Below are 23,199 nucleotides of genomic sequence, written 5' to 3' on the forward strand. Positions count from 1 at the left end.
TAAGCATTTACATAAAGAAGAATAGCTAACCTATGCCAACTTACTCATTGCCTAAACATATTGCTTATAGTCAAAGTCTTGCGGGTTATATAGAGCATAATTTAAGTGATTCAACCGCACAGGCTTTGACGTTAGCTCAGTTGTGTCAGCTTGGCACTGCAGGTTTAGGCGCTAGCAGTTTAGGCACTGATAATCTAAGTATACGCGATATTGAAACAGACCCCATTGGCGCAACACTTTTAAGCTACTCGCCTGTTCAAGGTGACCTGGCTTTGCGGCAAGAAATCGTTAATTTTCACCAAGGTTTAAACTGCCATCGCCGATTAATAACGCCCGATAGCGCGGTGACATTTTGCGGCGCGCAGGAAGCCCTTTCAGCTATTTATCAAGCGGTGTTAAGTGCCGGTGATGAAATAGTTGTCATGACACCCAGTTATCCATCTTTGGTCACTATGGCGAAGTCGATGGGCGTTATCGTTAGAGAAATAGAACATTGCGCTGACAACCATTGGCAAGCCAATATTGACGACTTTAAGCAAGTGGTGAATGACAAAACCCAGCTTATTGTGCTGAATTCACCACATAACCCAACGGGTAGTGTTATTGACAGCGAACTCGCCAAGCAAATACTGCAACTGGCGCAGCATTATCAGTGTTACTTGTTAAGTGATGATGTTTCACAAGCCAGCAATTACCATGATTTAGCGTTAGCTCATGGTTATTTAGACTACCGAAAAAGTATTGTTGTGGGTGTGATGTCTAAAAGCTTAGGATTGGCTGGCGTTCGTATTGGTTGGGCGGTAACACCTAATAAGACATTACTGCAAAGTTTAATGGCAATTAAAGCCGTTCATTCTATTTGTTGCTCGAAAATTGATGAAAAATTAGCGCTGCTGGCATTGCAAAATAGCCAAGAAATTTTAACCCGCAATAATCAGCTTATTGCTGACAATATAGCGTTATTTTCGGCACTTGTTGCCCGACACCCAGAAAAATTACATTGGCATCAGCCTCAGGCAGGTATGCTCGCACTCGTTGAGGTTAAAAATATCGACTCAATAATATCTTGGTCACATAAACTTGCCAAGCAAAGCGGTATATTAGCGCTGCCAAGTGAGCTTTTCGGACTTTCAGGTAATTATTTTCGCTTAGGTCTAGGCCAAAAGAGCTTAGCTAACACACTAGAAATATTTGAAGATTATTTGCTAACAACAAGTATCGATAGCGCTTAACAGTTGACAGCTTATAACTGTCAGCCATTACTTTTTAGTTAGTTAAAGTACGTAAAAAAACATCATAAAAAAGTGACACAAAGCGGCTAAAAATACAAAAAAATGCCAAATAGCATGACTATATTGCTTGTCTTTTCTGACGTAAAAAATAGTACCCAAGCCATAAATAACACCCCCCAAAGCCAGTAAAATGATACCTTCATAGGCAAGTTTAGCATTGAGTTTATGTATAAAAGTTAGGGAAATTAAACCTAAACCTAAATAGGTTGATAGTGATAACTTTTTATATTTGTTACCAAACTTAACTTTAAACGCGATACCCAAAATGGCTAGCCCCCAAATAATAGCCAACATTAGCGGGCCAATGTCATCAGCTAATGTAACTAGCATCAGCGGGGTATATGTGCCGGCAATCAATAAATAAATCGCACAATGATCGAGTAACTTAAAGACTCTTTTTGCCTTTTCATGCAATAGCGCATGATAAAGTGTTGAGGCACTAAACAGTAAAACCAGACTAGCACCATAAATACTAAAACTGATGATTTTAACCATGTCAGTTTGTATCCAGGCTAAAGTGACTAAAAGTGTTAAGCCGGCCACACTAAGCAATGCCGCTAGCCCATGACTAACTGCATTGACAATTTCTTCTGCTAAGCCGTAATCTTGAGTTTGCACGTTATATATTCCCATTTCAGTGTACGCGTGTACGCCGAGCATGATAGCAAGCCACAGATTAGAATACTAGAGGTCTGACCTTTAAGCTTGTGAAGCATGATTCAAAAGTTCACATCGTTTGATCATTGTTGAGAAATAAGGGCGAAGAAAAGTGACTTGAAAAAGGTGGCTAAAAAAAGCGTGTTTGCATAATATTTTTTAGAAAAAAATTGTGGCAATAACATCACAAGCACTATCCATAAACTGGTAGTAGAGGGTGAAAAATTCAGTGTTATATTCTAATAATAAGTTGGAGGTTAAATATATATGATTAAAATTAATAGCTTAAAGGTTAACCGTCAAGGCGCATAAAAATGCGCTTATATAACGAGCGATATACAAGCGCAAATAAGCACTAGAGTGCTAGAGTGCTAGATCGATAACCATTTCACGTAACTCATCTTTGGAAATTGAGTTGTCATGATTTTTATCAAAGCGATTGAATATGGTTTCACACATACGAATGCCTTTATCTTGTAGCAAGCAGTCAATTAATTCGACAAACTCACTTCGATTGATAACGCCGTCTTTATCTTCATCAAACAATTCAAATAATTCATCTACCCACTGATTTAATTCCATCAGTCATCCTCTTATCTGTCGAATAATACTTATAACAGACTTTATCGTTATTTTAGGACTATGTGAATGATTAATTCTGTTATTTCGTGCAATCGTGTGTTTTTGCCACATAAGGCTATTTTTATAGAGCAAAGGGCATTGCTGATATCGCATAGCATGATGCTCGCTCTTTAGCATGATAAGTATCACCGCAACTCATAATATTTTTCAACTCACTATTTTTTACTTTATTTAGCGCTTAGCAACTTGGTTATGTGTTAACTTCTTAGCGGCTCTATCTCGCGGCAGTCGGTCGTGTTAGTCATTTAAAATAGCTTGAATTAAATTTTTAAAAAAAGCGGTAATAAAATAGCCAATGATAAGACTATGCAGTCAAGGTTTTAAAAGGAAGATAAAATGAAAATAAATTGGAAAGGTTTATTGAGTGCAAGTTTACTCATTGCAATAACCCACAGCAGTTGGGCTGAGAATATTGTAACACAGCCATTAACCTTAAAAAGCTGTCATATAGATGGCATTAGACAACAAGTACAGTGCGGCACTTTAGTTACGCCAGAGAACTATGCAAAACCAGATGGCGTAAAAATTGATATAAATTTTGTGGTCTTACCGGCAATAGATAATAGTAAAGAAAAACACCCGCTAATGTTTCTGGCCGGTGGCCCGGGTCAAGCCGCAACTGAGCTAGCTAGCTATATTTTTCGTGGCTTTAACGAGATTAGAAAAACCCGCGACTTAATTCTTATTGATCAACGCGGCACAGGCCAGTCACACCCTCTGCAATGTACAGACTCATTAGAGCTTGATCCCTACACCAGTATACCTGAAGATTTTGCCCTTACTGATATTGAGCAATGTTTAGCGCAGCTTAAGGGAGACTTGAGCCAATATAACTCAGAAAATGCGATTCGAGATTTTGAGGCGGTGCGAGCGGCGTTAGGACATCAACAAGTACATATTTACGGTGGCTCTTATGGCACCCGTGCCGGTTTGGTTTATATGCGTATGTTCCCAAATTCGTTAAAAAGTGTGGTACTTGACAGTGTTGGCCCCATTGAAGTACCTATTGGCTTATTTGGTAAAAGCGCAGAGCAGTCCTTTATCAAGCTCATTGAACACTGTCAGAACGAGATAAGTTGTGCGGCACAATACCCAGAATTGGCAAATGAGTTTGCCGCTATCACCAATAAATTATCGCAAGCACAGGTAACGGTAGAAATTGACCATCCAAGATTAGGCACTAATACCGCCTTTATTATTAGTAAGGATAAATTCATTTCAACCATACAAATGCAACTGTACTCGATGGAAACACGTAGCCTAGTGCCGCTGTTAATTCATCAAGCCTATTTAGGTAACTATAAGCCATTGGCGGGTGTTATTGCTCAAAGTGAAGGTGGCATGGGTATTTATATAGCTTTGCATTTTAATATTGTTTGCAATGAAGACTATCCCAGAATATCTGCCGGTATGAAAGCTGACGATGCCGACAATAGTTTCGCTAAAGGCATGAGTTTAACTATGGTTGGAAAAGTGTGTGCTGTTTGGCCAACGTATCAACCGAGCGACGATTTTTATCAAACCGTTAGTGCTGATATTCCAACCCTGATCATGTCGGGTGCATTAGACCCGGTCACGCCGGCCAGTAATGGCGAAAAATCTGACGCGCATTTACCCAATAGTCATCATATTATTGCTAAAAACAACGCGCATATCGTAGCCTCAACAGCTTGCGGTATTAAAATCGTAAATCAATTTTTAGAGCAACAAATGCCAAAGGAACTTGATGAGTCATGTCTTGAAGAAATTCCTGACGAGTCATTTATGGTGGGTTTAAATGGTGGTGCAGCCCAAGTATCGCCTAGCGCTATGCCAACAAAAGCAAAGGAATAAATCATGATTGAAGTTAATAATTTACATAAAAGTTTTGTCAGCAAGAAAAATACCGTTAAAGCGCTAGATGGTTTGTCGTTTACTGCAAAAGATGGCGAAATTACGGGTATTTTAGGCCCTAACGGAGCGGGTAAAACTACCTGTTTACGTACACTTTATGGTCTGCTTCGTGCTGATGAGGGTTATGCGACTATTGATGGTATTAAAGTAACAGAAGAGCCAATTAAAGCCAGAAAACTATTAGGCATATTTCCTGATAAATTTGGCTTGTATGAGCGCTTAACCGCTTATGAACAAATTGATTATTTTGCCAGTATTCATGGCATGCAAGGCGCAAAAAAACATGCCGCCATTGAGCAAATTCTATCTGATTTAGAAATGAGTGAATTAGCGCATCGTAAAACGGTGGGGTTTTCACAAGGTCAGCGCATGAAAGTGACCTTGGCTCAGGCATTAGTTCATCAACCGAAAAATTTTGTACTTGATGAACCCACCCGTGGTTTAGATGTGATGAGTACGCGCGTGTTGCGTAACCACTTAGCTAAATTCAAAGCCAAAGGTCACTGCATTTTATTCTCCTCACATGTTATGCAAGAAGTTGCTGCCTTATGCGATCGCGTGATCATTGTTTCAAACGGTAAGTTAGCGGCCCAAGGTACACCACAAGAGTTGTGTGATTTAGCCGGAGAAAGCTTATTGGAAGAAGCCTTCGTGAAACTCATAGGCTCTGATGAAGGAGTCGCCGCATGATGCAATTAAAAGCCTTAATGGTAAAAGAATTTAAAGAAGCTTTTCGCGACCGGCGCGCATTAATGGTCGCGATGAGCATGGCTTTATTGATGCCGGTCATGATCATGGTGATGTTAAAAGTCGCGATTAAAGAAGCGGTAGACAACCCGCCAGTTTATGTAAAATATAGTGGCGAGCAGCATGCACCAAAACTGATTAACGCCCTCAAAGACGAGAATATTTTATCTTTTGCTGATGTACCTGCAGATGAAGAGCGTAATTGGAATGAGCGTAATATTGAACTCAGCATTCCTGAGACATTTATTGCGGATATGGCAGCAGGTAAGCCGATTGAATTAACTTTGCGCGCTGATTATAACGAGAAATCGTTAACGTCACCTATTCGCCGAATTAAAGCCGTTATTAACGAACACTCGTTAACTATTGGTTACAAACGGCTATTAGTGCGCGGTATAGACACTAAGTTATTGCAGCCCATTAAATTGCTTGAGCAAGACACCTCACTGCCTAGTGGCAATGCGGTGATGATCTCACTCATTTTAGGGGTTTATTTAATGATGGCGGCGTTCATGTCGGGTTTACCCGTGGCGATTGATTCGAGCGCAGGTGAACGAGAGCGTAATGTTTTAGAAATGCTGCTGTGTCAGCCGGTAAGTACCTTAAAAATAGTGCTGGCGAAGTTGAGTTGTGCCAGCGCTATTTCAATTATCTCCATTATATTAATGCTGGTGTTGACCTCAGTGGCGATGAACTTTGTTGACCTAACTAAAATAGGGGCAACCTTTAGTATTGACGCCAGTACCTTTGCTATATTGTTGTTGTTATTGGTACCTATTTGCTTTCTCGCCGCCGCACTACAGCTATTATTTGCTTTTCAGGCCAAGAGTTTTAAAGAAGCACAATCAACCGTGACCATGTTAATTATGGTGCCTAGTTTTATTCCTTTTGCCTTAATGATGATGGACGATAAGCCTGCTTGGATCGATTGGATGCCAATCTCTGGTCAGTCATTGTTGATGGAAGATGTGTTTAAAGGCTTAGCTATTGATTGGAGTGCCTTGCTATTTACCAGTGCAGCCACTATTGCCTTAACTGTGGTCTTGGTGTTAATTTTGGCGAAACGATTGACCTCTGAAAAAGTGGTGATGTCGTTAAGTTAGTCACAGTAAGTTGGTCAACAATAGAGCCGTTCCATAACAAAATATAGTTCGAAGTGGAACGGCTATGGCTAAGCGGGTATAAAAAGCATCAGGTAAGTGGCATTAGTTAGTAAAAAAAACAGTGTAAAGTGGCTAAAGATCCATTGAGTTATTTATTGAGTTCTTTATTTAGTAAGTAAGCAAAGCATATTGATTCATTGTCTTGGTCGGTTAACCAGCATTTAAGACAGCTACATCCTATAAGCAATAACTTTGAAACCAACTCTGCGATTCAAAACAAGCTGCTTCAATAAATCGTGTTAACTATACGCGCGCATTACTCAGCTTTCGCGCCATCTCAACGGGTAACGCTTTATTGGCCTTAAATGTTTGAGTCATACTTGCGTTTATTACTCGAGTTTGGGCTTAGGTGGATAATAGCGCCTTGCCACCAGGGTAAGCGCAGGTGCGAGTTAACACAACCAAGTGTCATATGTATCGAATAATTCACGGCTTAATTTAATTTATTTGTATTTAATTTGTTTTTAAGCGTTACTTTGTGAATTAAATTTATTGTTTTTGCACTTTTAAAGCAGTATATTAGTTTCAACTATTTGTTGATGTTAGTACTAAAAACTTTTACAGCTAACTGCAAAGTATATTCGATTGCAAAATGAACTAAGAGAGCACGGTTTTATCGTGTACAAGCTCAGCAAGTTCAGGCAAAATATGCCGCAATTAATTTAGAACTAAAGCCAACCCCCAGTATTGCCAATGGCAGACTATTTGAGGATATAACATGTTTACACGTGATATGAATATTGCTGATTTTGATCCAGAACTTTATCAAGCAATGAGTAACGAAGTTGTTCGTCAAGAAGAACACATTGAACTCATCGCTTCGGAAAACTACTGTAGTCCACGTGTACTCGAAGCTCAAGGTTCACAACTGACGAATAAATACGCCGAAGGTTACCCAGGTAAGCGTTATTACGGTGGTTGTGAGTATGTTGATATTGCCGAGCAACTGGCTATTGATCGCGCAAAAGAATTATTTGGCGCAACTTATGCTAACGTGCAGCCACATGCCGGTTCACAAGCAAACGCTGCTGTTTTCCAAGCCTTAGTTTCTCCAGGTGGCAAAGTATTAGGCATGAGTTTAGCGCATGGCGGTCACTTAACGCATGGTTCACACGTAAACTTTTCGGGTAAGTCATATGAAGCTTTTCAATACGGTTTGCACCCTGAAACCGGTGATATTGATTATGTTGAATTAGAACGTTTAGCATTAGAGCATAAACCAGAGATGATCATTGGTGGTTTCTCAGCCTTTTCTGGTGTGGTTGATTGGGCTCGTATGCGTGAAATCGCCGATAAAGTCGGTGCTTACTTTTTCGTTGATATGGCTCACGTTGCCGGTTTAGTTGCTGCGGGTTTATACCCTAACCCAGTGCCACATGCCCATGTTGTAACGACAACAACTCACAAAACATTAGCAGGCCCACGTGGCGGCTTAATTGTTTCGGGTTGTGATGACGAAGCAGTTTATAAAAAATTGAACAGCGCGGTATTTCCTGGTGGTCAAGGTGGACCATTAATGCATGTTATTGCCGCAAAAGCCGTAGCATTTAAAGAAGCATTAGCGCCAGAGTTTAAAGTCTATCAGCAAAACGTGCTAGATAATGCTAAAGCTATGGTGGCGGTATTACAAGAACGTGGTTATAAAGTTGTCTCTAATGGCACAGATAACCATTTATTATTGCTTGATTTAATTGATAAAGATATTACGGGTAAAGATGCTGATGCCGCATTAGGTCGTGCTCATATCACAGTGAATAAAAACTCTGTACCTAATGATCCACGTTCACCTTTTGTGACTTCTGGCCTACGTTTAGGTACACCAGCTATTACTCGTCGTGGTTTTGGCGTTGAAGAAACCAAAACAACTACAGGTTGGATTTGTGATATTTTAGATGATATCAACAACGAAGCCGTGATCGCTAAAGTTCAAGCCGGCGTTAGTGAGCTTTGTGCTCGCTTCCCGGTTTATAAGTAATTATATTTAGCTTTTAACTAATCGTGTTATTTCCTGATTACACTTAAAATGGCCACCTTAGTGGCCATTTTTTTTAACTATTTTTTATTGGGCTAGTACTCGTTTGCCATTAATCGCAAACTATTTGGCTTAATGCAGTGTTTTCAATTAACATACCAAGATTAAATTGCTCATGACTTGCTAACTACGGAACTCATCCATGTATTGCCCCTTTTGTTCAGCCAACGAGACTAAAGTTATCGATTCACGTTTAGTGTCAGATGGTCACCAAGTCCGTCGTCGTCGTGAATGTTTAGCGTGCCATGAAAGATATACCACCTTCGAAAGTGCTGAGTTAGTGATGCCACGCATTATTAAGCGTGATGGTTCTCGCGAACCTTTTAACGAAGATAAAATGCGTAACGGTTTATTACGTGCATTAGAAAAAAGGCCGGTCAGCACCGAACAAATAGAGTTGTCGATTAATAAACTCAAATCACAACTTAGAGCAACAGGCGAGCGCGAAGTGTCAAGTGAAATGCTGGGTACCATTATTATGGAACAGCTAAAAGTTTTAGATAAAGTTGCTTATATTCGCTTTGCTTCAGTGTATCGCTCGTTTGAAGATATTAAAGAGTTTGGTGAAGAAATCGCTCGTTTAGGCGATGAAAAATAATGAATGAATTCGACGGGTAGAAGCTCCATCACAGTTTAATTTTGAGTCCAGTAATGAGCCATTTTTCGTTAAAAGATCATCAATTTATGCAGCGCGCCATTAGCTTGGCAAAGCGTGGCCATTTTACCACCTCGCCTAATCCTCGTGTGGGTTGTGTCATTGTGTTGAAGGGCGAAGTGGTTGGTGAAGGTTTTCATCAAAAAGCAGGGCAAGGGCATGCTGAAGTTTATGCACTAAAACAGGCTGGAAGCAAAGCCAAAGGTGCCACTGCTTATGTCACGCTAGAGCCTTGTAGTCATTTTGGTTTAACACCGCCTTGTGCACAAGCGCTGATTAAAGCACAAGTGAGCCATGTTATTGCCGCTATGGTGGACCCGGATCCAAGAGTTTCGGGTCGTGGCCTTGAGTTGTTAACTGAGGCAGGAATAACCACAGAGTTTGGCTTGCTTGAACAAGATGCTCGGGCATTAAACCCTGGTTTTATTCACTTAATGACCACCAAATCACCTTATGTTCGTTGTAAATTAGCGGCAAGCTTGGACGGAAAAACGGCTATGGCCAGTGGTGAAAGCCAGTGGATAACCTCAAATGAAGCCCGCACTGATGTCCAGCGACTCAGAGCACAAAGTTGTGGCATTATTTGTGGCGCCGACTCTGTTATTTTTGACAATGCTAAAATGAATGTCCGTTGGCATGCATTAGGTGAGCTAAAGCAGCGTTATGCACAAGCAGATATTAGGCAGCCAGTTCGTATTATTATTGATGGTAAAAACCGCTTAACACCTGATCTTGCTGTCTTTAAAACCAGCAGTAAAATAATATTAATTCGACCAACTATTGAAAATAGACATACTTGGCCACATTTTGTAGAACAAGTGATTATTTCTAAAGCGGTCGATAGTGAATATATCGATCTCAGTTTATTGTTAGCTTACTTGGCTCAACAAGGCTTGAATGACATTTTAATTGAGTCGGGCGCTAAGCTAGCAGGCGCTTTTATTAGCGCAAACTTAGTTGATGAACTGGTACTTTACCAAGCACCAAAACTTATCGGTAGTGAGGGTAAAAGCTTACTTAATATGCCAGCAATATTGCAGCTATCAGCGGCTAAAAACCTCGATATAAATGATATTCGCATGGTGGGTAAAGATATTAGGATAACGGCAAAGTTTAGTCGTTAACGTGAAGGCTTTGATTGGCCAAACTAGGCTCTGGCCAAACTAGGCTCTGGCCAAATAGGGTCAGTGGTAATAATAAATAATAAGCTATACAGGCGACGAGACATAATATGTTTACAGGCATTATAGAAGCCGTAGGGCATTTAAAAGCAATTAATAGCTCAGGCGATGGCGCACGCGTCACCATTAATACGGCAAAATTAGACTTATCAGATGTTAAATTAGGCGACTCAATTGCAACCAATGGTATTTGTTTAACCGTTGTTGCCTTAGATAGCACCAGCTTTAGCGCTGATGTATCTAGCGAAACCTTAACACGTACTGGTTTCGCACATTATAAAATGGGTGCTAGCGTTAATCTTGAAAAAGCTATGTTACCTACCACACGATTCGGTGGCCACATGGTGTCGGGTCACGTTGATGCGGTGAGTGAAATTAGCGCCATTGAACATAAGGGCAATAGCATAGATTATTGGTTAACTATGCCGGCAGAACTATCAGCCTATATTGCAGAAAAAGGCTCAGTGACTATTGATGGTACTAGCTTGACGGTCAATAGTTTAAGCGCCGATCAATTTCGCTTAACGATTGTTCCACATACCACAGGTCAAACAATTATCAGTACATACCAAGTGGGCACTAAAGTTAATCTAGAAGTTGATTTAATTGCCCGCTACCTAGAAAGATTACTTACCAAGCAAACAACTGGCAAGCAAGAGCCGTCAGGTGTTACGCATGCGTTATTAGCGCGTAATGGTTTTATTAAATAAAGAGGTTGTCATGAATTTACATACGCCACAAGAGATTATCGACGATATAGCTCAAGGTAAAATGGTCATCTTAATGGATGATGAAGATCGCGAAAATGAAGGTGACTTCATTATGGCGGCAGAAAAAGTAACGCCTGAAGCGATAAACTTTATGGCAACACATGGTCGTGGTCTTATTTGTATGCCAATGTCGGCAGCGCGTTGCGAGTTGTTAAAATTACCGTTAATGGTCGATAAAAACGACGCCCAGTTCACCACTAATTTCACTGTCTCTATTGAAGCGGCTGAAGGCGTAACTACCGGTATTTCTGCCGCTGATCGTGCCACAACCGTTTTAGCGGCGGTTGGTAAAGACGCTGATCATAACTCGATTGTGCAGCCCGGCCATATTTTCCCACTGATTGCCAAAGATGGTGGCGTGTTAAACCGTGCGGGTCATACCGAAGCCGGTGTTGATTTAGCGCGTTTAGCTGGCTTTGAAGCTGCAGCGGTTATTGTTGAGATATTAAATGAAGATGGCACCATGGCGCGTCGTCCAGACCTAGAAATTATTGCTGAAAAACATGGCATAAAAATGGGGACTATTGCCGATTTAATTGAATATCGTAATGCCAATGAAACTACGATTGAACGGATCTCAAAGTGTAAATTACCGACCGAATTTGGTGATTTTGATTTAACCGTATTTAAAGACACTATTGACGGTCAAGCACACTTTGCCTTAACCAAAGGTGAAATTAAGCCTGAAGAGCCAACATTAGTGCGTGTGCACTTAGAAAATACCTTTAAAGACTTATTATTGAGTCAACGTGAAAGTGTCGCTAAATGGCCGATGTCGAGTGCGCTGGAAAAAATTGGCAAAGAAGGTGGTGTATTAGTCTTATTAGGCAAGCACGAGTCACCTATGGAGCTTATTGCCCAAGTACAGAAATACGCTAAGCTTGACGCGGGTGAAACTGTGAAAGAAGTGCAACGTCATGTCGGTTCACGTAACGTTGGTGTTGGATCGCAAATTTTAGCTAATCTAGGTGTCAGTAAAATGCGCTTATTAAGTTCACAAACGAAATATCACTCGCTTTCAGGCTTTGGCTTAGAAGTCGTGGAATATATTGCTGAGTAAACAATTTTGTAGTGAATCGTGTTACTACTTCACTGCCAAGTGAGTGCGATGTCGCTAATGTGCGACAAGTAAAAAAGCGATTTGAAGTCATTCAAATCGCTTTTTTGATGCCATATGAAACTCAGGTCAACAATATTTAAAGCTCTGGCGATCTTCTATGTAACGTTGATTGCTCATAATCATAGGCAACTTCAATCAATTTACCTTCTTGTAATTTACCTGAAAACATTGATAAACCAACAGGTAAGCCATGAACATAGCCCATAGGCACTGTAATATGGGGATAACCAGAAATGGCAGCAGCAGAAGACGCTGCGCCTAAATAATGGTCACCGTTTATCCAATCAGTTTTCCAAGCCGGCCCTGTTGTTGGTGCAATTATCAGATCAAGCTGGTGTTCAGCCAAGAGGGCATCAATACCTTCATCTTGCGTTGATTTTTTTGCGAGCCGTAAGGCTGCACGGTAACGCTCATCAGTTAATGGTCCTTTAGCTTGTGCCATCTCAAATATTTCTTGTTTAAAATAAAGCATTTCTTTATCTTCGTGTGCAAGATTAAAGGCAATTAAGGCTGCAAGTGACTTAGGGATATTATCACCTGTGTCTGCAAGATAAGCATTTAAACCATGCTTAAACTCGTACAGCAGCACTTCAAACTCTGCGTCACCCCAAGCATCAGTATTGGTGAAATTAGTTGCATCAACAATAATTCCGCCTTGAGCTTGTAAGTCGGCAATAGCTTGTTCAAAGACCGCATCAAGTTGGCCATGATAACCCATAAGGTTTCGGGCTACACCGATGCGTTTGCCTTTAATGCCACCTATTTTTAAATGACTAATATAATCAGTGGTAGTCGATAGTGCACCATGGTCACTGTTGTCGACCGCAGTTAATGCGGCCAGCAGCAGCACAGCGTCAGTTACTGTGCGCGCCATTGGGCCAGCAGTATCTTGGCTATGGGCGATAGGGATAATGCCATCTCGACTTATGGTACCTAAAGTAGGCTTGATACCGACAATACCGTTTATTGCCGATGGACAGGTTACAGAGCCGTCTGTTTCTGTGCCTACAGCCAATAATGCAAGATCTGCTGCAATGGCTACACCAGAGCCTGCACTCGACCCACATGGGCTTGTAGTTAAGTCGTATGGGTTTTTACTTTGCCCCCATAGGCCACTCCAACCACTTGACGACGAGGTTGAACGAAAGTTTGCCCACTCACTTAAATTTGTTTTTCCTAAAATAATCGCACCAGCATTTTTAAGTTGCTGAACCAAAAAAGCATCATTTTTAGGGTAGTGGTTTTTTAACGCCCAAGAGCCTGCAGTATTGGCCATACCGTCAATAGTATCGATATTATCTTTTAATAAAACAGGAATGCCGTGTAATGGTCCTACTTTGCCTGATTTTTTATAAATCGCATCAAGCTCTTGCGCTCTTGTAAGCGCGTTTTTATTGAGCTGAACTACAGCGTTTAGTTGTGGCCCTTGGTCATCAATTTTTGTTATTCGGTCTAAGTAGTAGTTGACCAATTCTTCACTTGTTAGCTGTTTATTTTCCATCATGCGGTGAACTTTAGTCACAGTTAATTCGTGATGATTTATGTTTGTTTTTGAACAAGCTGATAAAGTGCAGAGCATGAGCGCGGCTATAATGCTAATAAAACTTCGCATAGTACTTCCTTTTATTATTTGTACGCTTATATAACGTTAAAAAAAGCCACTTGTCTAGCCTTTAAGGTAAGGGTGATTAAACGTGATAGTGAAGTTTAGCATGAGAGGTAAAGATGTTTTGACGAAGTGTGTTTGTACTGTATTTGTACTGTGTTTAGTGTCGAATAAGGAAGTACGCCATTTGCTTTGTCAAATGGCGTGTTTGTTACTAGCGGTGAATTAAGACTTTTATAGTTGCATAAATTGTCTGATCTTCTCGATTATCCCTTGGCTATCTAAGCCTAATTCTTGATGAATTTCAGCTTGTGTACCGTGCTTAATAAAACTATCGGGTAAGCCTATATTGAGAATTTTTTTCGCAATACCTTGGCTTAAAATAAATTCGTTAACACCAGAGCCGGCGCCACCAGCAATGGCATTGTCTTCGACGGTGACAATACAGTCGTGACTGGCACATAGTGTTTTGATTAGCGCTTGATCTAAGGGTTTAACAAAACGCATATCAACTAAAGTGGCGTTAAGGGTTTCTGCCGCTATTTTCGCTTGCGTTAATAGAGTACCGAAGTTAAGCACAGCCACTTTACTTGGCACTTGGATGTTATCGTCTATCGCACGAATAATATCGGCTTTGCCGATCTCAAGTGTTTCTGATATTGCCGGTAGTGTTGCACCATTGCCACTGCCACGAGGGTAGCGCACGGCGGCAGGGGTATTTAACTGATAACCGGTATTGAGCATTAGCTGACATTCGCGTTCATCAGAGGGTGTCATGATAGTGAGGTTTGGAATGCAACGCATAAAACTTAAATCAAATGCACCTTGATGCGTCGCACCATCAGCGCCGACAATACCGGCTCTGTCAATGGCAAATAATACTGGTAAATTTTGAATCGCTACATCATGAATAAATTGATCATAACCACGTTGTAAAAAGCTCGAATAAATAGCCACCACAGGCTTTTGTCCGCCAATAGCTAGGCCGGCAGCAAAAGTGACCGCATGTTGTTCAGCAATAGCCACATCATAATACTGCTTGGGAAAACGTTGGCTAAACTCCACCATACCTGAGCCTTCACGCATGGCTGGCGTAATGGCGGCAAGCTGACTATCTTGCTCAGCCACTTTACATAACCAATCACCAAATATGGCTGAATAAGTGGGCAAGCTTGGTGCGCTTTTAGGTAGGCTTGTTTCTGTGTGATCAAATTTAGGTACGGCATGATACTTGATTGGATCTTGTTCAGCCTGTTGATACCCCTTACCTTTTTTAGTGGCAATATGCAGTAATTGTGGGCCTTTGAGGTTACGCATATTAGAAATAGTCGCCACTAAGCCATTAACGTCATGACCATCAATCGGACCAATGTAGTTAAAACCCAGCTCTTCAAATAAGGAGCTTGGTACAACCATACCTTTTAAATGCTCTTCAGCACGACTGGCTAATTCTTTAATCGGCGGAATGTTTTCAAGTATGCGTTTACTCCCTTCACGGATACCGGTATATATGCTGCCAGAAAGTAATTTTGCTAGATGATTATTTAACGCACCGACATTTTCCGATATCGACATTTCGTTATCGTTTAAGATAACTAACATGTTTTTATTGATATCACCGGCATGATTTAAAGCTTCAAAAGCCATACCTGCTGTCATGGCGCCGTCACCTATAACCGAAACCACCTTACGATTTTTTGCTTCTTGCTCAGCCGCAACGGCTAAGCCTAATGCCGCAGAGATTGAGGTGCTTGAGTGACCGACACTAAGTACGTCATATTCACTTTCTTCACGCCATGGAAAGGGGTGCAAGCCGTCTTTTTGTCGAATAGTGTGGAGTTGATCACGTCGGCCAGTGAGTATTTTGTGTGGGTATGCTTGGTGTCCAACATCCCAAAGTAAATGGTCAAATGGCGTGTTATAAACATAATGTAAGGCAACGGTTAATTCAATGGTACCTAAGCCCGAGGCAAAGTGACCGCTACTTTTACTGACAGAATTTAAAAGATAACGTCTTAGCTCTTCACTGACTTTTGTTAATTGCTTTTGCTCTAATTTTCGCAAATCAGCCGGGAAATTGATCTTGGCCAATAAAGGATATTCAGTTAAGTTTATAGTCATATGATTCTATTAAATTTAAAAATTAATGTTTGCGGCTGACAATGAAAGTCGCAAAGTCGGACAAGCTCTGGGTATTGTAGGGCAAAGTGGCTAAAGCTTGAAGCGCTTGTTGATATAAGTTTTCGGCCTTTTCTTGTGCGCCCTGTAAACCTAACAATGCGGGATAGGTACTTTTATTGGCGGCAAGGTCAGAACCCATGGGTTTGCCCAGCTCTTCTTCTGTTGATGTTATATCGATAATGTCATCACGTACTTGGTAAGCCAAGCCAACAAGCTTAGCATAAAGGGCTAATTGTTCTTTGTCATACAGGGTGGCTTTATTGCTGCATTCTGCGGCCATTTTTACCGAAGCTTCAAGTAAAGCGCCGGTTTTTAACGAGTGTAAATTTTCTAATGCGGCCAGTGAAATGGCTTTATCAGTGGCCGCTAAATCTAATGCTTGGCCACCACACATGCCTTGATAACCCGCGGCATTAACAAGGTGGCGTAATAAATTAATGCGCTTAGTGTCTACAGCCTCAGAAAATTCATGGTTGGCAATAATATCAAACGCTAGCGTTTGCAAGCTATCACCAGCGAGAATAGCGGTCGCTTCATCAAAAGCTTTATGACAAGTGGGTTGGCCGCGACGCAAATCATCGTCGTCCATTGCCGGTAAGTCATCATGCAACAGTGAATAAGCATGAATGCACTCTATGGCAGCGGCTACACCGTCAATATCACTTTGCGTGGCGTCTAATGTTGCCCCGGTAATATAAGCTAAATATGGCCGCATACGCTTACCCCCAATGAGTAAGCCGTAGCGCATAGCTGCTAATAACTTTTCATCGTTAAGGGTTAAGCTTGCAAGCTTTTTACTGAGATAATCATTAATGCGCGTTTGCACATCATCAATATGGGCGAGTTTAGTCACGGATGTTAGTCTCGTCGGTATTAAATTTTTCTAATGGCGCTTGGCCGTTTTTTTCCAGCAAAATATTAATTTGCTGTTCGGCACCTTTAAGTTTTTCTTGATTATGTTGGCTCAGGTGTAGGCCACGTTCAAATAAGGCCATTGAGTCTTCAAGGTTAAGATCACCTTGCTCTAAATTTTTCACAATGGTTTCTAATTCAACTAATGATTCTTCAAAGCTTAAGTTTTCAATTTTTTTTCTGGCCATGGATTTTTTTTTGCGTGATATGAACTCTAGGCGCAAACTTACCTTAGCTAGGGCGCGGGGTCAATTAATGATGAATTGATGTTGATAGCAATAATATTGACATTAGCTTGTTAAGTTATTGACAATATGGACGATAACAAAGGTATAACGAAAAATATAAGTATTCGCGTCAGACCTATTCATCAGGTATTATCAGCCTAATGAGTATATATAAGAAAATTTATCGGAGGCATTTGTGGATTTAGCAACATTAATAGGCATAGTCGGTGCAATAGGCTTACTGATTATGGCGATGCTACTCGCTGGCGACATTAGCATGTTTTTAGATACTCAGTCGGTGATTATTGTCTTTGGTGGTTCGATTTTTGTTGTGTTAGCCAATTATAATTTAGGCCAGTTTTTTGGTATCGGAAAAATTATTGGTAAATCCTTCATGTTTAAATTGGAGACACCTGAAGAGTTAATTGAAAAATCAGTAGAAATGGCTGATGCAGCTCGTAAAGGCGGTTTTTTAGCCCTAGAGGAAGCTGAGATTTCTAATGCTTTTATGCAAAAAGGTGTCGATATGTTGGTTGATGGTCATGATGCTGACGTTGTACGAACTACGATGCAAAAAGATATTGACCTCACGACCGAACGTCATGAAACTGGCTCAAACATGATGATGGCCCTAGCCGATATTGCACCCGCTATGGGCATGATAGGCACCTTGATTGGTTTGGTTGCTATGTTATCTAATATGGACGACCCAAAGGCGATTGGTCCGGCCATGGCGGTAGCATTGCTAACAACCTTATACGGTGCATTTTTGGCGAATGTTATTGCCATACCTATCGCGTCTAAATTAAAATTACGTTTAGCAGAAGAGAAAATGAATCAAGAACTCGTGCTTGATGCCGTTTTAGGTATTCAAGATGGTCAAAATCCACGTGTTATTGAAGGCCTGCTAAAGAGCTACCTTGCTGAAAGTAAGCGAGCTGTTGATACAACTGAAGAGTAGGGGAGTTAATTATGGCAGATAAATGTAAATGCCCACCCCCAGGATTACCACCATGGATGGGCACATTTGCCGACTTAATGGCGCTATTGATGTGTTTTTTCGTCTTACTTTTATCATTTTCTGAAATGGACGTATTAAAGTTTAAGCAAATTGCGGGCTCAATGAAGTTTGCCTTTGGCGTACAAAATAAAATAGAAGTCAAAGACATCCCTAAAGGCACCAGTATTATTGCTCAGGAATTTCGCCCCGGTAAACCTGAGCCAACCCCGATTGAAGTTATTCAACAACAAACCATGGAAATGACCCAACAAATGTTGGAATTTCAAGCCGGAGATGAAACCTCCGCGGGTGGTCGACAAGAGCAACGTGGCACCCAACGCGGTGGTCAATCACAAAGCACTGCAGATACCGTCTCAACAGCGGCACCACAAAAAGCTAGAGATGAGCTAGAACAAGCGTCACAAGATCAAGTTAATGACCTAGTGAAAAAAATAGCCCAGCAATTAGAACAACAAATTCAAGACGGCGCTATTGAGTTAGAGTCATTGGGGCAGCAAGTTATTATTCGTATTCGTGAAAACGGCTCATTTCCATCAGGCTCAGCATTCTTACAACCTCAATTTAAACCTATAATGCGAGAAATTGGTTTGTTATTAAATACTGTGCCCGGTGAGATCATGATCTCTGGCAACACAGATAACCAAGGCATAAGTTCTGAATTGTTTACCTCTAATTGGGACTTATCAAGTAAACGCGCTGTGGCTATTGCGCATGAAATTATTAAAGTGCCTGATTTTGACCAATCTCGTTTACTGGTTGTTGGCCATGCCGACACACGGCCATTAGTGCCGAATACTAATCGCTTAAATCGTCGTCGAAATCGTCGGGTTGAAATTGCTATTAACCAAGGTAAAGCGAAAGAAACAGCGCCAATCTCCATTCAGTGATGATAAAAATTTATCTCACTTAAAGGCAAGTTATATGAGGAGTACAAATCAGGTACTCCTTTTTTTATGGCTGAGCTTAAAGCTAGTCTATCGCCTCTGCTTTTAAATAGGCAGATTTTTGCACGTTAAGCACATGCCATTACCTTGATTATTTTGTTGTGCACACAGATATACGCCAACTATTGTGCAATAACAGGTTTTGAAGATAAATAACTTTCCTAATTTAACCGCGCTTTATACCTAAAACGCTTTGGTATTATTTCACTGTTAATGTTTATAACCTAGCAGATAAGCCGTTATCAGTTTACCTTAGGGTACTTAGCGCTGAAATTGCATATTAGAGTAGAACAGGTATATAATGCGCGCCATTCTAAATAAGGGCATTATTGTTGATGAGATTTATTGTTAAGTTACAGGCTGAAATAACCATTAAAAGCCGTCCAGTGCGTAAGCGTTTTACTAAGATTTTAGAATCAAGTATAAAAAATGTGCTGCGTCGTGTTGATGAACAAGTGACAACACAAATGCACTGGGACAACATTGAAGTTAATACGTCCAATAATAGCCCCGAAAACCGTTTAAAATTAATAGAGACCTTAAAATCCACGCCAGGCATTCCGACGTTTCTCGAAGTGCAACAAGCCAGCTTTACTGACCTTAATGATATTTGTGAAAAAACCTTAGCGGTTCATGCTAAGAATATCGAAAACAAAACATTTTCTGTCAGAGTAAAGCGTTCAGGTAAGCACGACTTTAATTCCATGGACGTCGAAAAATATGTTGGCAGTGGACTAAACTTGCACGTTGAATCTGCTAGCGTTAAATTGACAAAACCTGATGTTACTGTGTATTTAGAAATTAAAAATACACATTTATATATTGTTACCCAGCGCCACAAAGGTATGGGAGGTTTTCCCATTGCCACACAAGAAGATGTGCTATCGCTAATGTCGGGTGGTTTTGATTCAGGTGTTGCTAGTTATCAAATGATTAAAAAAGGGGCACGAACGCATTATTGTTTTTTTAATTTAGGCGGTGCGGCGCACGAAGTCGGTGTTAAGCAAGTCAGTTACTATTTATGGAATAAATACGGCGCGTCACATCGAGTGAAGTTTTTCGCAGTAGATTTTGAACCTGTAGTTGCAGAAATACTAGAAAACATTGAAAACGGTCTAATGGGTGTCGTGCTTAAGCGTATGATGATGCGAGCGGCAACCACAATAGCCGACAAAATGGGTATTCAAGCTTTAGTTACCGGTGAAGCAATAGGCCAGGTATCTAGTCAAACCTTAACTAACTTAAACGTTATTAATCGGGTGACAGACACCTTGATTTTACGACCATTAGCCACCTACGATAAACAAGATATTATTGATATTGCGCGTAAAATTGGTACAGAAGATTTTGCTAAAACCATTCCTGAATATTGTGGTGTTATTTCTAAAAAGCCAACAGTAAAAGCGGTATTGTCTAAAGTTGAGGCAGAAGAAGCAAACTTTGATTTTTCAATTCTTGATAAGGTCGTTGATGAAACGCGCATATTTGATATTCGTGATATTGGCAAAGAAAGTGAAGCAGAAATTCATGCGGTTGATACCTTAGATAACATTCCTGCCAATGCAGTCGTGCTCGACATTCGTAGTCCAGACGAAGAAGATGACAATCCATTAGCGTTAGAAGGTGTAGAGGTTATACATTTACCTTTCTACAAGCTAACCAGTCAATTTGGCGACTTAGATAAGTCTAAAGATTACTTACTTTATTGTGACCAAGGTGTGATGAGTAAATTGCAGGCGCTGTATTTATTAGGCGCAGGTTTTACCAATGTGAAAGTGTATCGACCATAAGTAACCACTCTGTTTCAGCACAATGTTGCTCGCTGATGGAGTCTAGCCTAAATGGAGCCTAGGGGATAATAGCGTGTTGGGCCATTTTTTCTAGGTCGAATTTAAGTCCGGCAAGCGTTAAATAGGCAATTAACCTGATGGGCCAAATATGCATAGCCTATTTATGCATAGGCTATTTATACATAGCCTAGTTACGCATAGCCCAGTTGATTTTATGTCAGACGACAAAAATCAACGACAACTACAGCTAAATAACGCTATAGGTTCAACGGCTATAGTTAACATTAAAAAACCCTCAAATAAGTCATTGTTTGAGGGTTTTTTAATGTTAGGCATGACAGAGTACTAAACTTCTAACGCTCTAACTTGCTGTATTATTTTTTCATTTTGGGGGACACCAAGACCTGCCTTTCTAGCCAGATTAACAATGTAGCCATTGATATAATCAATCTCAGTTTTTCGTTGCTGTAGAATATCGCTGCGCATTGAAGAGCAATTTTTAGCGGTGTTTGTTGCGACCTGCAGTATGCTTGCTTTCAGCTCGTTAAAGTCAAAGTTAATGTTTTCATAAGCCGCTACAGCGATGATTTCATCAATTAATTTAGTGATGAGTGACTTGAATTTATCATCAAGTAGCTGACCATTATCGATGTTTTCTATCGCGGTTATCGGGTTAATAACACAATTTATCGCTAATTTAAGCCACTGCTTGTCCTTAATAGCCTCTGTAAAGCTCAATGTTGGCAAAGCTTGGGCTAATGTGGCGGTGAGTTCATCACGTATTGTTGGGCTAATATCGCCAGCGATCAGGCCTAAGTCATGGTGACCTAAACCCGTGTGCTGAGCATGAAAAGGGCGGGTTATTTTACAGCCATGGGTGGTTAATAACGCTAAACAAGGTTGCGGAAGCTTGGCTAAGTCCTGGTATGCGCCCATGCCGTTATGACAAAAAACAATGATGGCTTGAGTTGATATTTTATTGGTTAAAGCTGCTATGGCGGCTTTAACCTGATAAGACTTTACGCAGAGCAATATCAAGTCTGCATTGGCCAAGGTCGTGTTATTGGCGAGCGTTAATAAGCCCTGTTCGCTGTGGTTGTTAAGGTCAGTAAAGTGGTAATGTTTAGGCACAGAGCTTGCGCTTGCTGAGCAGGATAAACTGACTGAGTTTTTCTGCGCTTTAGTTAAATGATGATACCAGAGCAGTCCGATAGCGCCTTGGCCAATAACCACAATATTCATGATATTGACTTATTACTCGAGCGATTACGGTAGATCAAAATTGCCCATCTAATAAGGCCAAATAATGCTATGCCGATTAAATCAGAAATAAAATCGCTTACTTGCGCACTGCGAAAGCCTAAATAATACTGTCCTAACTCGGTGAGTATGCCGTAAAAAGCGACGGTTAACATGGTATTCAATAACGGCAATTTTAATATGCTGTGTAGTACCCAAGCTAAGCAAAAAAAACTGATAATATGGCCAATAGAGTCGATTTCTGTGCTACGAAAAACCATGCGCCTCAAGTCTTCAGAACTAAAATAAAAGCAAAAAAATAGCATAACAATAATGGCGAGAATAGATAAGTGATAGCGACTTTTCATTGCGGTGTAGGTCATTGTGCTTAATAAAATCAGATGTTATTAATCATATCAGTGCTAAGCAACGAAAACTATCATTGTTGTTTTGAACTAAAGGCTTTATTGCCATTAACATAAATAATCGATCGCTTCGTTAATTCAACGGGTATTATTCCTAGTCAAAGGCATAATTTGTTATCTTGTGCATTGGTATTAATTTCATATATTGATAATATATGCCTAATTATTGTTAGATAGAGAATCATCATGCCTTCAATGGATATTGTTTCCGAAATTAATTTGGAAGAAGTTAGAAACGCAACTGAAAATGCTAACCGTGAGTTATCGACTCGATTCGACTTTCGAGGTGCAGACGCAAGCTTTACTTGGAAAACGCCAACAGTAACGATGAAAGGTGATGCTGACTTTCAACTTAAGCAAATGGCGGATGTACTAAGAAGCCAATTAGTCAAACGCAATATTGACGCCAAAGCGCTGACACTGAGTAACACTGAGCACACAGGGAAAAACTTTAGCCAAGAGGCGACTTTTAAAGAAGGCATCGAACAATTGGTGGCCAAGAAAGTGGTTAAATTGATCAAAGACAGCAAGTTAAAAGTGCAGGCTTCAATTCAAGGTGAACAAGTGCGCGTTACCGGTAAAAAGCGTGACGATTTACAAGCGGTAATGCAATTACTCAGAGAAAATGAGTTTGAACAATCATTTCAATATAATAACTTTAGAGATTAATGCGCTAATCATAGCGTTATTTTCTAATCGTTA

At 40.5% G+C, this 23,199-nt stretch carries 21 protein-coding genes; 13 read left to right on the forward strand and 8 right to left on the reverse strand.

Translation table 11 applies throughout. The features are described from left to right. The first annotated feature begins 32 nt into the window (after window positions 1-32). Complete coding sequence (locus H4J65_RS12465; RefSeq protein WP_182198405.1) at window positions 33-1,232, forward strand: pyridoxal phosphate-dependent aminotransferase; 1,200 nt, start codon at window positions 33-35, stop codon at window positions 1,230-1,232. A gap of 42 nt (window positions 1,233-1,274) precedes the next feature. Here the strand turns inward: H4J65_RS12465 and H4J65_RS12470 are convergent, their stop codons facing one another. Further along, on the reverse strand, window positions 1,275-1,910 hold the full coding sequence (locus tag H4J65_RS12470) for a hemolysin III family protein (protein ID WP_310649937.1): 636 nt from the start codon (window positions 1,908-1,910) through the stop codon (window positions 1,275-1,277). Window positions 1,911-2,312: 402 nt separating this feature from the next. Beyond that, a complete protein-coding gene (locus H4J65_RS12475; RefSeq protein ID WP_182136059.1) occupies window positions 2,313-2,531 on the reverse strand; it encodes an EF-hand domain-containing protein in 219 nt (72 codons plus the stop codon). 396 nt (window positions 2,532-2,927) lie between these two features. Between H4J65_RS12475 and H4J65_RS12480 the strand changes: the two genes are divergently transcribed. The 8 genes from H4J65_RS12480 to ribBA all read left to right on the forward strand — a co-directional run bounded on the left by H4J65_RS12480 (window position 2,928) and on the right by ribBA (window position 12,092). Next, window positions 2,928-4,424 carry an alpha/beta fold hydrolase gene (locus H4J65_RS12480; protein WP_182198406.1) on the forward strand — a complete coding sequence of 499 codons (1,497 nt, stop codon included), beginning with the start codon at window positions 2,928-2,930 and terminating at the stop codon, window positions 4,422-4,424. A 3-nt stretch (window positions 4,425-4,427) separates the two neighbouring features. Next, window positions 4,428-5,174: an ATP-binding cassette domain-containing protein gene (locus H4J65_RS12485; RefSeq protein ID WP_182185333.1), complete on the forward strand. Its 747-nt coding sequence runs from the start codon at window positions 4,428-4,430 to the stop codon at window positions 5,172-5,174. Continuing rightward, a complete protein-coding gene (locus H4J65_RS12490; protein WP_182185334.1) occupies window positions 5,171-6,334 on the forward strand; it encodes an ABC transporter permease in 1,164 nt (387 codons plus the stop codon). Before H4J65_RS12485 ends, H4J65_RS12490 begins: the two co-directional genes overlap by 4 nt. Window positions 6,335-7,112: 778 nt before the next feature. Continuing rightward, complete coding sequence (gene glyA, locus H4J65_RS12495) at window positions 7,113-8,369, forward strand: serine hydroxymethyltransferase (RefSeq protein ID WP_182136052.1); 1,257 nt, start codon at window positions 7,113-7,115, stop codon at window positions 8,367-8,369. A 199-nt stretch (window positions 8,370-8,568) separates the two neighbouring features. Continuing rightward, entirely contained in the window at window positions 8,569-9,024 is a 456-nt protein-coding gene (gene nrdR / locus H4J65_RS12500) for a transcriptional regulator NrdR (protein ID WP_182198407.1), read from the forward strand. Between the two features lie 53 nt (window positions 9,025-9,077). Next, window positions 9,078-10,205 (forward strand): bifunctional diaminohydroxyphosphoribosylaminopyrimidine deaminase/5-amino-6-(5-phosphoribosylamino)uracil reductase RibD, encoded by a 1,128-nt coding sequence (gene ribD / locus H4J65_RS12505; RefSeq protein ID WP_259367611.1) that lies wholly within the window; start codon window positions 9,078-9,080, stop codon window positions 10,203-10,205. Window positions 10,206-10,312: 107 nt separating this feature from the next. Further along, complete coding sequence (locus tag H4J65_RS12510; protein WP_182198408.1) at window positions 10,313-10,972, forward strand: riboflavin synthase; 660 nt, start codon at window positions 10,313-10,315, stop codon at window positions 10,970-10,972. Window positions 10,973-10,982: 10 nt separating this feature from the next. Continuing rightward, the gene (gene ribBA, locus H4J65_RS12515) at window positions 10,983-12,092 is read left to right on the forward strand and encodes a bifunctional 3,4-dihydroxy-2-butanone-4-phosphate synthase/GTP cyclohydrolase II (RefSeq protein WP_182136049.1); all 1,110 of its coding nucleotides are present in this window, start codon (window positions 10,983-10,985) and stop codon (window positions 12,090-12,092) included. A gap of 136 nt (window positions 12,093-12,228) precedes the next feature. Here the strand turns inward: ribBA and H4J65_RS12520 are convergent, their stop codons facing one another. The 4 genes from H4J65_RS12520 to xseB all read right to left on the reverse strand — a co-directional run bounded on the left by H4J65_RS12520 (window position 12,229) and on the right by xseB (window position 17,039). Further along, window positions 12,229-13,764, reverse strand: coding sequence for an amidase (locus tag H4J65_RS12520; RefSeq protein ID WP_220465143.1), 1,536 nt, complete (start codon window positions 13,762-13,764; stop codon window positions 12,229-12,231). 228 nt (window positions 13,765-13,992) lie between these two features. Next, window positions 13,993-15,879 carry a 1-deoxy-D-xylulose-5-phosphate synthase gene (gene dxs / locus H4J65_RS12525; protein WP_182198409.1) on the reverse strand — a complete coding sequence of 629 codons (1,887 nt, stop codon included), beginning with the start codon at window positions 15,877-15,879 and terminating at the stop codon, window positions 13,993-13,995. Between the two features lie 22 nt (window positions 15,880-15,901). Beyond that, window positions 15,902-16,792, reverse strand: coding sequence for a (2E,6E)-farnesyl diphosphate synthase (gene ispA / locus H4J65_RS12530; RefSeq protein ID WP_182198410.1), 891 nt, complete (start codon window positions 16,790-16,792; stop codon window positions 15,902-15,904). After that, a complete protein-coding gene (gene xseB, locus H4J65_RS12535; RefSeq protein ID WP_182198411.1) occupies window positions 16,785-17,039 on the reverse strand; it encodes an exodeoxyribonuclease VII small subunit in 255 nt (84 codons plus the stop codon). Before xseB ends, ispA begins: the two co-directional genes overlap by 8 nt. 235 nt (window positions 17,040-17,274) lie before the next feature. On the opposite strand from xseB, the gene pomA reads away from it, so the two are divergent. From pomA to thiI, 3 genes are all read left to right on the forward strand, one after another. Continuing rightward, window positions 17,275-18,039 carry a flagellar motor protein PomA gene (gene pomA, locus H4J65_RS12540; protein WP_182136045.1) on the forward strand — a complete coding sequence of 255 codons (765 nt, stop codon included), beginning with the start codon at window positions 17,275-17,277 and terminating at the stop codon, window positions 18,037-18,039. 11 nt (window positions 18,040-18,050) lie between these two features. Further along, window positions 18,051-18,986: a flagellar motor protein MotB gene (locus tag H4J65_RS12545; RefSeq protein WP_182136044.1), complete on the forward strand. Its 936-nt coding sequence runs from the start codon at window positions 18,051-18,053 to the stop codon at window positions 18,984-18,986. A gap of 392 nt (window positions 18,987-19,378) precedes the next feature. Then, window positions 19,379-20,833 (forward strand): tRNA uracil 4-sulfurtransferase ThiI, encoded by a 1,455-nt coding sequence (gene thiI / locus H4J65_RS12550; protein ID WP_182185340.1) that lies wholly within the window; start codon window positions 19,379-19,381, stop codon window positions 20,831-20,833. A gap of 345 nt (window positions 20,834-21,178) precedes the next feature. On the opposite strand, the gene H4J65_RS12555 is transcribed toward thiI, so the two are convergent. Continuing rightward, the gene (locus tag H4J65_RS12555) at window positions 21,179-22,075 is read right to left on the reverse strand and encodes a ketopantoate reductase family protein (RefSeq protein WP_182198412.1); all 897 of its coding nucleotides are present in this window, start codon (window positions 22,073-22,075) and stop codon (window positions 21,179-21,181) included. Next, on the reverse strand, window positions 22,072-22,440 hold the full coding sequence (locus tag H4J65_RS12560; protein WP_182198413.1) for a VanZ family protein: 369 nt from the start codon (window positions 22,438-22,440) through the stop codon (window positions 22,072-22,074). The genes H4J65_RS12555 and H4J65_RS12560 overlap by 4 nt, the downstream gene beginning before the upstream one ends. 243 nt (window positions 22,441-22,683) lie before the next feature. Between H4J65_RS12560 and H4J65_RS12565 the strand changes: the two genes are divergently transcribed. Beyond that, the gene (locus tag H4J65_RS12565) at window positions 22,684-23,166 is read left to right on the forward strand and encodes a YajQ family cyclic di-GMP-binding protein (RefSeq protein ID WP_182136040.1); all 483 of its coding nucleotides are present in this window, start codon (window positions 22,684-22,686) and stop codon (window positions 23,164-23,166) included. Window positions 23,167-23,199: the final 33 nt, after the last annotated feature.

Origin of the sequence: Colwellia sp. MB02u-9 (genome assembly GCF_014077085.1) — a bacterium.
Taxonomy (GTDB): Bacteria; Pseudomonadota; Gammaproteobacteria; order Enterobacterales; family Alteromonadaceae; genus Cognaticolwellia.